General features: G+C 69.5%; 9 protein-coding genes and 1 pseudogene. 5 read left to right on the top strand and 5 right to left on the bottom strand.

Going from position 1 to position 11,882, the window contains the following annotated elements; all coding sequences use genetic code 11:
- Nucleotides 1-97: pseudogene (locus ABT08_RS03675) on the top strand (50S ribosomal protein L1); the annotation flags it as partial.
- Between the two features lie 67 nt (nucleotides 98-164).
- Here the strand turns inward: ABT08_RS03675 and ABT08_RS03680 are convergent.
- Nucleotides 165-812, bottom strand: a complete 648-nt coding sequence (locus ABT08_RS03680; protein WP_056207537.1) for a LysE/ArgO family amino acid transporter — start codon at nucleotides 810-812, stop codon at nucleotides 165-167.
- Nucleotides 813-880: 68 nt separating this feature from the next.
- On the opposite strand from ABT08_RS03680, the gene ABT08_RS03685 reads away from it, so the two are divergent.
- Complete coding sequence (locus ABT08_RS03685; protein WP_056519417.1) at nucleotides 881-1,774, top strand: LysR family transcriptional regulator ArgP; 894 nt, start codon at nucleotides 881-883, stop codon at nucleotides 1,772-1,774.
- 18 nt (nucleotides 1,775-1,792) lie between these two features.
- Here ABT08_RS03685 and ABT08_RS03690 read toward each other — a convergent pair whose 3' ends face one another.
- The 4 genes from ABT08_RS03690 to ABT08_RS03705 form a co-directional block, all read right to left on the bottom strand.
- Nucleotides 1,793-2,824 (bottom strand): NADP-dependent oxidoreductase, encoded by a 1,032-nt coding sequence (locus tag ABT08_RS03690; protein ID WP_056207535.1) that lies wholly within the window; start codon nucleotides 2,822-2,824, stop codon nucleotides 1,793-1,795.
- 196 nt (nucleotides 2,825-3,020) lie between these two features.
- Nucleotides 3,021-3,512: a MarR family winged helix-turn-helix transcriptional regulator gene (locus tag ABT08_RS03695; RefSeq protein WP_048809138.1), complete on the bottom strand. Its 492-nt coding sequence runs from the start codon at nucleotides 3,510-3,512 to the stop codon at nucleotides 3,021-3,023.
- Nucleotides 3,509-5,125, bottom strand: coding sequence for an MDR family MFS transporter (locus tag ABT08_RS03700; protein WP_156454790.1), 1,617 nt, complete (start codon nucleotides 5,123-5,125; stop codon nucleotides 3,509-3,511). The genes ABT08_RS03695 and ABT08_RS03700 overlap by 4 nt, the downstream gene beginning before the upstream one ends.
- A 241-nt stretch (nucleotides 5,126-5,366) precedes the next feature.
- Complete coding sequence (locus ABT08_RS03705; protein WP_288114033.1) at nucleotides 5,367-6,026, bottom strand: YqaJ viral recombinase family protein; 660 nt, start codon at nucleotides 6,024-6,026, stop codon at nucleotides 5,367-5,369.
- Nucleotides 6,027-6,204: 178 nt separating this feature from the next.
- Between ABT08_RS03705 and ABT08_RS03710 the strand changes: the two genes are divergently transcribed.
- From ABT08_RS03710 to rplL, 3 genes are all read left to right on the top strand, one after another.
- A complete protein-coding gene (locus ABT08_RS03710; protein ID WP_288114035.1) occupies nucleotides 6,205-10,422 on the top strand; it encodes a 5'-nucleotidase C-terminal domain-containing protein in 4,218 nt (1,405 codons plus the stop codon).
- A 296-nt stretch (nucleotides 10,423-10,718) separates the two neighbouring features.
- Nucleotides 10,719-11,234 (top strand): 50S ribosomal protein L10, encoded by a 516-nt coding sequence (gene rplJ, locus ABT08_RS03715; protein WP_045247319.1) that lies wholly within the window; start codon nucleotides 10,719-10,721, stop codon nucleotides 11,232-11,234.
- Nucleotides 11,235-11,275: 41 nt separating this feature from the next.
- Entirely contained in the window at nucleotides 11,276-11,668 is a 393-nt protein-coding gene (gene rplL / locus ABT08_RS03720; RefSeq protein ID WP_045247318.1) for a 50S ribosomal protein L7/L12, read from the top strand.
- The last annotated feature ends 214 nt before the right edge of the window (nucleotides 11,669-11,882 follow it).

The raw sequence follows: 11,882 nt of genomic DNA on the forward strand, positions 1-11,882 counted from the left end.
GAAGCCGTCGAGCTCGAAGGGCCGCTACATCCAGAAGGGCGCCGTGTCGACCACGTTCGGCCCCGGCATCCCGCTGGACGTCAACTCGCTGGTCTGATCAGACCGCTTCCGAAAGGCCCTCTCCGTCTCGGAGGGGGCCCTTCGTCGTCTCGGGATGCCGCGGCTCACCCGCCGACGGCGAGGAGGACCCCGAGCGTCACCATGACGACGGCGATCACGGCGTCCAGCACCCGCCACGCGCGCGGTGTCGCGAGCACGGGCGCGAGGAGGCGAGCGCCGTAGCCGAGTGCGGCGAACCAGATGATGCTCGCGACGCCGGCGCCGAGCGCGAACCACCAGCGACCGTCGCCCTGCGAGGACGCGACCGAGCCGAGCAGGAACACCGTGTCGAGGTAGACGTGCGGGTTCAGCCAGGTGAGGGCGAGGGCGGTGCCGACGACGGCGCGACGTCGGGTCGCGGTGAGCGTTCCGGACGAGACGGAGGCCGCGGCATCCGTCGCTGGACCCGTCACTGTCAGCGTCTCGCCCGCCGGTCGCAGCGCCCGTCGGGCGGCGAGCAGCCCGTAGCCGATCAGGAACGCGGCGCCGGCGATGCGCACCGCGATCGCGAGCCACGGCACCCCGTGCAGCAGGAGCCCGATGCCGCTGACGCCGAGAGCGATGAGCGCGAGGTCGCTGAGGGTGCAGACCGCGACGACGGCGAGCACGTGCTCGCGGCGGATGCCCTGCCGCAGCACGAACAGGTTCTGGGCGCCGATCGCCACGATGAGCGAGGAGCCGAGGCCGAGACCGGCGAGGAGGGAGGCGAGCACACCTCGACCGTACGATCCGCCTAGACTTCACGCCAGCTCATGTATCTGTCGCTACATAAGGAGAACTGATGGCCCGTCTCCCGCTGTCGCACGCCGAGACCCTGGCCGTCGTGGTCGAGGAGGGGACGATGGATGCCGCGGCCCGTCGTCTGCGCATCACCCCGTCGGCGGTCAGCCAGCGCATCTCCGCGCTCGAGGCGCAGCTCGGTCAGGTCCTGCTCGTGCGGGGCCGCCCGGCGCGCGCCACGTCCGCAGGCCGGAGCGTCGTGCGCTGGGCGCGGGAGGTGGCGCTCCTCGAGCACGATGCGATGGACGAGCTGGGAGTCGACGGCGCGTCGGCCACGAGCGTGGCGATCGCGGTCAACGCCGACTCCCTCGCGACGTGGCTGCTGCCGGCGCTCGTCGAGCTCACCACGACGCATCCTGTCGTCGTCGACCTGCGACGCGCTGACGAGGACGACACGGCCGATCTGCTCGCCGAGGGGGCCGTGCTGGCGGCCGTCACCACGCGACGGGCGCCGGTGAGCGGATGCCGCTCCCTCCCGCTGGGCACAATGGTCTACGAAGCCGTCGCCGAGCGTACCTTCGCGGAGCGCTGGTTCGCAGGCGGGGCGGCGACGCGCGAGACGCTCGAGCGCGCGCCGGTCGTCGACTTCGACCGGCGTGACGATCTGCAGACACGGTGGCTCGAGGAGCACGGCGCGGACCCGGCGCGCCCGCCCCGGCACTACGTGCCGGCGTCGGTGGAGTTCGCGCGCGCGATCACCTCGGGGATGGGCTGGGGGCTCCTGCCCCGGTCGCAGAGCGGCGATGCCCTGGCCGATGGTCGACTCGTGGCCCTCGGCGGGGCGCCCGCACGGGTGCCGCTGTACTGGCAGCACTGGAATCTGCGCTCGCCACTCGTCGACGCGCTCACGGCACGGGTGCGAGCCGCGGCATCCGTCGCCCTCGACTCGCCCTGACCCCGGGGCGAGCCGCGGTCAGGCCTCGCCGACCTGCAGCACGGTCTTGCCGCGCGTGTGACCCTGCTCGAGCGAGGTGTGCGCAGCGGCCGCGTCGGTCAGCTCGTACACCTTGTCGACGTAGACCTGGATCGACCGGGAGTCGAGCAGGCGGGCGATCGTGGCGAGCACATCGCCGTCGGGGATGTACTTGTAGCTCGTGGCGCGCACACCCGCGGCCCGCGCCGCCTCGGCGTAGCCCGGCCACGATCCGGTCGGCACGAGCACGTACAGTCCGCCGGGGCGCAGCACCTGCAGCGACCGGGTGCCGGTGTCGTCCGCCGCGTTGCCGACGAGGTCGATCACGACGTCGACCTCGGTGAGGACGCCTTCGAAGCGGGTCGAGCGGTAGTCGATCACCTCGGCCGCGCCGAGCTCGCGCAGCCACTGCGCGTTGCCGGCAGACGCCGTCGTCGTCACCCGTGCGCCGAAGTACGCGGCCAGCTGCACGGCGAAGTGGCCGACTCCGCCGGAGCCGGCATGGATGAGGATGCTCTGCCCCTCGTGCGCGTGCGCCGTCTCGACCACGAGCCCCCACGCGGTGAGCGCCGCGAGCGGTACGGCCGCGGCTTCGGCGTGCGACAGCGTGGTGGGCTTGCGCGCGAGCGAGAGGGTCGGCACGACCGCGTACTCGGCGTACGAGCCACCCGTGCGCGGGAAGGCGACGGTGCCGAACACCTCGGTGTCGGGCGGGAAGGGGTGCGCCTCGAACGGAGACGCGACCACGATCCCGCTGAGGTCGAAGCCGAGCGTCGAGGGCAGGGACGGCACGGCGCCAGAGACACCCGCGCCGGCGCGGGTCTTCGCGTCGATGGGGTTGATGCCGGCGGCGACGACCCGCACGAGCACCTCGCTGAGCACGGGGCTCGGCACCGGCACGTCGGCGACATGCAGAACGTCGGGGGCGCCGGTCTCGTCGAAGACGACGGCACGCATGGTCGATGGAGCGGTGAATCCACTCGTCGCGACGGATGTCGCGGAGTGCGCGGCGCGCAGCGGCCTGAATCGCAAGGTCGCTCCTTCCCCCGTGTGTGTCATCGTCGGCAGCACACTGCCCTTGGAGCCTTCAGTCAAGCGCGGCAATGTCTCATCGGTGTTACGGCGGTGCTACCGGGTGGAGAAGGTGCCCTCGGACCCTCCTGGGTGCGTCACAGGGCCTCCCGTCCGCCGGTGCGTCACGCCCCCGGCGCCGCGCGCCCGGCGGGGCTCAGGCCTCGGGGACCTCGCCCGAGGCGAGGGCGTGCAGCAGTTCGGTCAGCTTCTCGATCGACTCGAGCGGCCAGTCGCTGAGGGCGGAGAACAGGCGGCCTTCGAGGGGGCCGCGAGCGGTCTCGATGCGCTCTGCGCCGAGCGGGGTGACCGAGATCACCCGCACCCGTCCGTCGTGCGGATCGGGTGTGCGCTGGATGAGTCCGAGCTCTTCCAGCTCGCCGACCTGGCGGCTGATCATGCCCTTGTCGGCCACCAGCCGCTCGGCGAGGGTCGAGGCGGTGACGGGGCCGCCGCGGGAGATCACCGAGAGGATCTTGAACGTGCCCGGCAGCATTCCGGGGCTCGCGGCCTCGGCGAGTGCGGCGTAGTAGCGGCGGAACTCGCTCGCAAGCTCCGCGAACGCTCCTTCCAGGCCGCGCACCGCCGCCTGACGGACGGGGTCGGCCGTCTCGTCAGGCGCCGGTGCAGCACTCGCCTCGGAGATCACCGGGACACCGTACCGCGCGATGCGTGTGAGTCTGCTGCGGCCGCGGCATCCGCGTCATCGTTCGTCGCGGGCGCCAGCACATCCATCGCCTCGGCGACGGTGACCGTGGCGAGGTCGGCTTCGGATGCCGCGGCCCGCTCACTGTTGGTCATGCGGGTGAGCGGCTTGTTGGGCAGGAACACGATCGCCAGCACGCTGATGATCGCGAACGGCACCGCGATCAGGAACGAGTGCGAGATGCCCTGCGCGTAGACGTCCTCGAAGATCTGGCGGATGCCGTCGGGCAGCGTCGAGACCTGAGGAATCGTGCCGCTCTGCAGCTGCTGGGCGAGCTGGGCGCCCTGCGCTCCGAGGGCGTGCAGGGCGGCGCCGATGTCGGCGGCCCGCGCGGTGACCAGTTCCGCGACCTTCGCGGCGAGAGCGGCACCCATGACCGAGACGCCGATCGTGCCGCCGAGGCTGCGGAAGAAGGTGACCCCCGAGCTCGAGACGCCGATCTGCGACGGGTCGGCGGTGTTCTGCACGACCAGCACGAGGTTCTGCATCGTCATGCCGACGCCCGCCCCGAGCAGGAACATGTAGACCGAGACCACGACGAAGTTGGTGTCGTACGAGATGGTCGACAGCAGGTACGAGCCCGCCACGAGCAGCACGCCGCCCACGACGAGGTACGGCTTCCAGCGGCCGAAGCGGCTGATGAGCTGTCCGACGCCGACGGACGCCAGCAGGAGGCCGGCGATCAGCGGGATCGTCATGAGCCCCGCCTCGGTCGGGGTGGCGCCGCGCGCCAGCTGCATGTACTGGGCGAGGAAGACGGATGCCCCGAACATCGCGATGCCGGTGGCGATCGACGCGACGACGGCGAGCGAGAAGGTGCGGTTGCGGAAGAGCGTGAGCGGCACGAGCGGCTCGGCGACGAGCAGTTCGGTCACGACGAAGAGCACCGCGGCCACGACGGCGCCGCCCACCATGAGCAGGGTCGGCAGGCTCCACCAGTCGTACGACGTGCCGGCATTGGTGACCCAGATCAGCAGCAGGGACACGGCCGTGGAGAGCAGCACGATGCCGAGGTAATCGATACGTGCGCGGGTCGACTCGCGTGCCGGCAGGTGCAGCGTGCGCTGCACGATGAACAGGGCGGCCACGGCGAAGGGGAGGGCGACGAAGAAGTTCCAGCGCCAGCCCCAGGCATCCGTGATGACGCCGCCGAGGAGCGGGCCGCCGACCGTGGCGACGGCCATGACCGCGCCGAACAGGCCCATGTAGCGTCCGCGCTCGCGCGGGCTGATGATGTCGGCCATGATGACCTGGCTCAAGGCGGCGAGGCCGCCGGCGCCGAGGCCCTGCACGGCACGGAAGGCGATGAGCATGCCCGGGTTCTGCGAGAAGCCGGCGGCGGCGGTCGCCAGCACGAAGATCAGGATCGACACCTGGAAGAGCACCTTGCGGTTCATCAGGTCGGCGAGCTTGCCCCACACCGGCGTGGAGATCGCGGTGGTGAGCAGCGTCGCGGTCACCACCCAGGTGTACGCGGCTTGATCGCCCGAGAGGTCGTGCACGATGACCGGCAGCGAGGTCGAGACGACCGTCGAGGCGAGCATCGAGACGAACATGCCGAGCAGCAGCCCGATGAGCGCCTCGATGACCTGTCGGGGGGAGCGCGATGTCTCTGCGACGGTCGGAACCGGAGAGGTGATGGTGGCCAAGACGGGGCCTTCCTGTGCGGGTGGGGAGTGCGACACCGTCGGCGCAAAAGTTGACTGAGAGCAACTATATGAATCTCGTTGCGCTGTGTCAACTACTTTGGGCGGGCGCGATGAAGACCCCGCCGTGGCGGGGGAGTGCGTGCCGGGCTCAGTCCGAGAGCGCGAGCGCCCGGAACGCCTCGCGACCAGCCGCGGGTGCGGCCGCGGCATCCGAGCCGGTGCGCGCCAGCGTCGTGCGGCGATAGAGCTCGTCGATGAGGGATGTCGCCAGCCGCACGAGCTTCGCGATCTCGATGTCGTCGCGCTCGACCCAGGCGCAGCGCGGCTCGTCGCCGACCGGCACGAAGCCGTCGTGCTGCTCCCACGCGACGAGGGTGCGCTCGGCGCCCAGCACGTGCTGCTGCCACCACACCTGACGCAGGTAGGTGCGCGGGATCGACTTCCACGACTTGTTGGTCGTCTTGATCTCGGCGAGGGTGATGCGGCCGCGGTCGTCGATGCCGATGCCGTCGGGGGTCGCGAGGTGCCGCGGCTCGACAACCGCGTGGAAGAGGGCCGTCGAGGGCTGGATGCCGTGGGGCGCCGCCACCCAGGCGGCGATCTCCGGCTCGCGTCGCCGGCCGTGGTCCGTGTAGGCGTTGCCGGAGAAGCGCTGGCCCTGCAGTTTCGCGTCGGCAGCTCGCGAGATGGATGCCGCAGATGACAGGGCCGCGACATCCGTCGCCGTGATGCCGCGGGACCGCGCCCGCACCCAGGCCACGCGATCGCGGGAATCCGCGACGATGCGTGCGGCCAGTTCGGGTGTCACGTGTTCGACCCTACGTCCGGGCCGGGACAGCCGTCGGTCGCGACATGCGAGGGGCTCGACCCGGCGGTGAGGGTTTCTTGGAAATCTGGGAGATCTCTATGAAACAATGAAGAAACATCTGATCCCTAACGTCGCTCCCGTTGCGTGCGCCCGTGTCGCGCGCTCGAGAAGGGGATCCATGTCTGAGTCGTCCGCGCGCACCCGCCGACCTTCCCGCCGCCTCATGCGGCTCGCCGCAGCCGGCGCGGCGCTCGCGCTGGCCATCACAGGCCTCTCTCTCCCGGCCCAGGCGGCCGAGCCGGCGGCCGGAGCGACGACCGCCGGGGACCCGTTGTTCCCGAACGTCGGCAACGCGGGCTACGACGTGCAGAACTACGACATCGCGATGACCTATCGCACCAAGACCGACATCTCGGCCGTCACGACGATCACCGCCATCGCGGCGAGCCCGCTGTCGTCGTTCGCCCTCGACTTCGAGGGCCTGACGGTCGAGAGCGTCCTCGTCAACGGCACCGCGGCGAGCTACGTGCGCGAGAACGACGCCGCGGCCGTGCGGTACAAGCTGATCGTCACCCCCGCGCAGCCGGTGGTCGGCGAGTTCACGGTCGCCGTCGCCTATTCCGGCGCGCCCGTCCGGCACATCGACCACGACGGGTCCTCCGAGGGGTGGGTGCCCACGACCGACGGCGTCACCGCGCTCGGCCAGCCGGTCGGGTCGATGGCGTGGTTCCCGAACAACAACACTCCCGCCGACAAGGCGACCTACCGCATCGCGGTGACGGCGCCCTCGGTTGCAGGTGGCAACCCGCTGGTCGTCGCGAGCAACGGCGAGCTGACGTCGAAGACCGTGGACGATGTCGCCGGCACGACGCAATGGGTATGGACGCAGACCAAGCCGATGGCATCCGAGCTCTCGGTGCTGTCGATCGGTCGCTTCAACATCCTCGAGAGCGACATCGTGCTCGCGAGCGGTCGCACCCTGCACGAGTGGAGCTTCGTCGACCCGACGATCTCCACCAACACGCAGAACACGATCAACACTCGTCGCGCCAGCATCAAGCCGATCATCGACTGGCTCGAGACCAAGCTCGGCCCCTACCCGGGTGCAAGCACCGGTGTGATCGTCGACCGGGTGAGCGTCGGCTATGCACTGGAGACGCAGGACCGTCCGTTCTTCGATGGCAGCATCAGCGCACCCACTCTGATCCACGAGCTCGTCCACCAGTGGCTCGGTAACGAGGTCGCACCGGCCGATTGGTCGCACATCTGGCTGAACGAGGGTGCTGCCGAGTTCTTCACGACCTATTACCAGTACGCGACCAGCACGGCAGTGAACCCGACGACCCCCGAGAACGACAGCTACTCGTCCTGGAACTCGGCGACCTCGTCGCGCTGGACCGTGCCGACGGTGGGCTTCACGGACCCCTCGGAGCTCTACGACTGGCAGGTCTACAACCGCGGCAAGTACACCCTCGGTGCGCTGATGACGGCGATCGGTCGTCAGGCGTTTGACCAGCTGTACGCGGAATGGACCGCTCGTCACGCCGGCGGGTCGGCGACGACCGCCGACTTCATCGCGCTCGCCGAGGAGGTGTCGGGACGTGACCTCGGCGCGTTCTTCCAGGACTGGCTCTACGACACCGACAAGCCGGCGTGGCCGCCGGTATGGTCGGCGAATGCGTCGCTCGTCGTTCCCGACGGCACCACCTATGCCGCCGGAGACCCGCTCATGCTGAAGCTGGCGGTGCAGAGCACCGGTCAGGTGACGCTCACAGGCGGAAAGGTCGTCGTCGACGGCTCGACTCTCCTGCCCGAGATCACCCTGCCGACGCCGCTTCCCGCCGGACTGTCGATCGAGGGAACCGACCTCGTCTGGTCGGTGCCCGACACCCCCACCGGTTCGTCGGCTTCGCTCGACATCCCGTTCACCATCGCCGCCGATTCCTCCGGTGCGCCCGTGGAGTTCTCCATCAGTGCTCCGGGGCTCGGCTCCACGGTGACATCCGGCGTGTTCTCCTTCACGACCGCGGGACCGGTGAAGCTCACCCTGCTGAACATCAACGACTTCCACGGCCGCATCGACGCCAACACGGTGAAGTTCGCCGGAACCATCGAGACCCTCCGCGAGGCGGGCCGCGACGACCACACGCTCCTCTTGTCGGACGGCGACAACATCGGGGCATCCTTGTTCGCCTCGTCGTACTTCAACGACGAGCCCACGATCGACGTGCTCAATGCGCTCGACCTGGCCGCCTCGGCGGCAGGCAACCACGAGTTCGACAAGGGGTACAGCGACCTGGTCGGCCGGGTGTCGGACAGCGCCGACTTCTCCTATCTGGGGGCGAACGTGTACCTGAAGGGAACGACGACACCCGCACTTCCGGAGTACGCGGTGATCGATGTCGCCGGACTCAAGGTCGCGGTGATCGGAGCGATCACGCAGGAGACACCCGCGCTCGTCGCGCCGGGCGGGATCAGCTCCCTCGACTTCGGTGACCCGGTCGCGGCGGTGAACCGCGTCGCCGAGTCCCTCGAGGGCACGGTGGACGTCATCATCGCCGAGTACCACGAGGGCGCCTCCGCGGGCACTCCCGACAACGCCACGATCGAGCAGGAGATCGCCGCCGGCGGCGCGTTCTCGCGCATCGTCACGGACACGTCGGCATCCGTCGACGCGATCTTCACCGGTCACACGCACAAGCTGTACGACTGGGATGCCCCGGTGCCCGGGACCGATCGGACCCGACCTGTCATCCAGACCGGGAGCTACGGCGAGAATATCGGCAAGGTCGTCATGGAGATCGACCGCACCACCGGTGCAGTGACCGTGGCCCAATCGGGCAACGTCGCGCGGCTGGCGTCGCAGGTGTTCCCGAACGACGCGGCGGCCACCGCTGCGGCCAGCAAGGCGCTCGACGACCAGCTCATCGCACGGTTCCCGCGTGTGGCCGAGGTCGCGACCATCGTCGACGAGACGCTCGCTCAGGCGCGCGTCGTCGGTGAGCAGCCCGTGGGATCGGTGACCGCGGATATCACGACCGCGTTCGCGGGCGGGTCCTATGCGGAGTCCGGCTACGCCGGCGGCAGCCGTGACAACCGTGCCGCTCAGTCCACCCTCGGCAACCTGGTGGCGGACGCGCTGGTGTCGACGCTCGCCGACCCGGACCGCGGTGGCGCCGAGATCGGCGTCGTCAATCCCGGCGGCCTGCGCGCCGAGCTCTACGAGGGCACGGACGGTGTGATCACCTACGCAGAGGCGAACGCGGTGCTGCCGTTCGTGAACAACCTCTGGACGACCACGCTCACCGGCGCACAGTTCACCGCGGCCCTCGAGCAGCAGTGGCAGCCGGAGGGCAGCAGCCGCCCGTACCTCGCCCTGGGGCTCTCGTCGAACGTCAGCTACACGTTCGATGCGACCAAGCCGCGAGGTGAGCGCATCACCGGGGTGTGGATCGACGGGCAGCCGCTGGTGGCGACGAACACGTACCGCGTCGGGTCGTTCAACTTCCTGCTGCAGGGCGGCGACAACTTCACCGCGTTCGCACAGGGCACCTCGACGCGCGACTCGGGCCTCATCGACCGCGACGCGTGGATCTCCTACCTGCAGGCGCATCCGGGGCTCTCGCCCCAGTTCGCGAGTCGTTCGGCCCAGCTCACCGGGGTGCCCGCGTCGGTCATGCGGGGGCAGACGATCGAGTTCGCACTGTCGAGCGTCGACCTCACGTCTCTCGGCAGCCCGCGCTCCACGACCGTCACCCCCCGGGTCACCGGTAGCTCGGCGACGTTCGCGCCCATCCCGGTGACGAACGGCACCGCGAACGTCTCGCTGACGTTCCCCGTCGACGCGACGCCGCAGAGCACGATCGAGTTGACGGTCGCTCCGGGTGGCACGACGGTGGTGGTCCCGATCCAGGTCGCGGCCGGACAGACCGGGCCGATCCCGCCGACCACGACGCCGGTGCCCGCCACCGACGAGCAGCTGCTGGCCGAGCTCGAAGGTCTCATCAGCGTGCCGTCGCCGAACCTGGTCGCGGGCGAGACGGTGGTCATCACCGTCGGCACGCAGTACGCCGGACAGTGGGTCACCGTCTGGCTGCACTCGACGCCCACGCAGGTCGGCGGCTGGTACCAGGTGGCGGCCGACGGCACCATCACGGTCACGCTGCCGGTCGGTGTCAGTGGATCGCACCGGCTCGTCGTGCTCGACGCCTCGGGCAACGTCATCGGATGGTCCTCGGTCGCGCTGAGCCTGCCGCCGGCCACGGGGCTGCCGGCGAGCGGCGCCCTGCCCAAGACCGGCGCGGATGCCTCGTGGCTCGGCGGCGTGACGATGCTCGCGCTCCTTCTCATCGGCGCGGGAGTCATCGCGCGAGTGCGCCCGCAGCGCCGGAGCTGATCCGCCGCATCCACCCGAAGGCCCCGCTGAACACCGGCGGGGCCTTCGGGTTTGGCGGGGGCAGCGGCATCCCGTATGCTGATGTCAAGCCGAAGACCGCCGGTCATCGTCGTGCGCGACAGCGCAGGTCGATCGAAGCTCTGCAACGCAGGGGCCCGCGCAGGTGTACGAACGAACTCCCGATCATCGGGCATGTGAAGCTCCGTGCGCTTGCGCCGGAGCTTTTTTCGTTGCCGGGAAGGTCTCAGGCCGGCGATCCGCCATCGCGGATCGTCACGTGGATACAAGGAGTGGCCATGGCGCAGAAGGAAGCGACGGTCGCCGAGCTCACGAAGAATTTCGAGGACTCGACTGCCGTACTGCTCACCGAGTACCGCGGTCTGACGGTTGCCGAGCTCAAGGAGCTCCGCAACACCATCCGTCAGGACGCGGAGTACGCCGTGGTGAAGAACACGCTGTCCAAGATCGCCGCGAACAACGCGGGGATCACGGAGCTGGACGAGGACTTTGCCGGTCCTTCGGCCATCGCCTTCGTGCACGGTGACCCGGTCGCCGTCGCGAAGGGCCTGCGCGCCTTCGCCAAGGCACACCCTCTTCTCGTGATCAAGGGCGGCTACTTCGACGGTGCCCCCCTGAGCGCGGACGAGGTCAACAAGTTGGCCGACCTCGAGAGCCGTGAAGTCCTGCTGGCGAAGCTCGCCGGTGCGATGAAGGCCTCGCTGTTCGGTGCCGCTTATCTCTTCAACGCCCCGCTGTCGAAGGCCGTTCGCACGGTCGACGCGCTGCGTGAGAAGCAGGAGTCCGCGGCCTGAGTCGGCCCGCGGTGGACAAACCCCAATCAAGGAGAAACATCATGGCAAAGCTCAGCACTGAGGAGCTGCTCGACGCCTTCAAGGAGCTCACGCTCATCGAGCTCAGCGAGTTCGTCAAGAAGTTCGAGGAGACCTTCGAGGTCACCGCCGCCGCTCCGGTCGCCGTCGCGGCCGCTCCGGCCGCCGGTGGCGCCGGTGGTGCCGCCGAGGAGGTCGAGGAGAAGGACTCGTTCGACGTCATCCTCGAGGCTGCCGGCGACAAGAAGATCCAGGTCATCAAGGTCGTCCGCGAGCTCACCTCGCTCGGCCTCGGCGAGGCCAAGGCTGTTGTCGATGGCGCCCCCAAGGCCGTCATCGAGGGCGCCAACAAGGAGGCCGCCGACAAGGCGAAGGCCGCTCTCGAAGAGGCCGGCGCGACGGTTACCCTCAAGTAATCCCGCTGCTCTCAGCTCCGAAGGCCCCCGGCACTGCGCCGGGGGCCTTCGTCCTGTCCGGAGCGATGTGCTGATGGCGGATACCTCGTCCCGCCGATATGCGCAGTGCGCGACGCATCTATAGCGCAGAGTCTGGAGTTCGCGCATGAGAGAAATCTCATCGACCGTTCACACACTCGTCACAGAAATGTCGTCCTGACCAACATCGGGTCTC

The sequence above is a fragment of the Microbacterium sp. SCN 71-21 genome (assembly GCF_001725695.1).
Classification (GTDB): domain Bacteria; phylum Actinomycetota; class Actinomycetes; order Actinomycetales; family Microbacteriaceae; genus Microbacterium; species Microbacterium ginsengisoli.

Excerpts from the sequence above, each read along its gene's own strand:
- rplL (WP_045247318.1), top strand. The coding sequence starts at position 11,276 with ATGGCAAAGCTCAGCACTGAGGAGCTGCTCGACGCCTTCAAGGAGCTC.
- ABT08_RS03710 (WP_288114035.1), top strand. The coding sequence starts at position 6,205 with ATGTCTGAGTCGTCCGCGCGCACCCGCCGACCTTCCCGCCGCCTCATG.
- ABT08_RS03700 (WP_156454790.1), bottom strand. The coding sequence starts at position 5,125 with ATGTTCGTCTCGATGCTCGCCTCGACGGTCGTCTCGACCTCGCTGCCG.
- ABT08_RS03685 (WP_056519417.1), top strand. The coding sequence starts at position 881 with ATGGCCCGTCTCCCGCTGTCGCACGCCGAGACCCTGGCCGTCGTGGTC.
- rplJ (WP_045247319.1), top strand. The coding sequence starts at position 10,719 with ATGGCGCAGAAGGAAGCGACGGTCGCCGAGCTCACGAAGAATTTCGAG.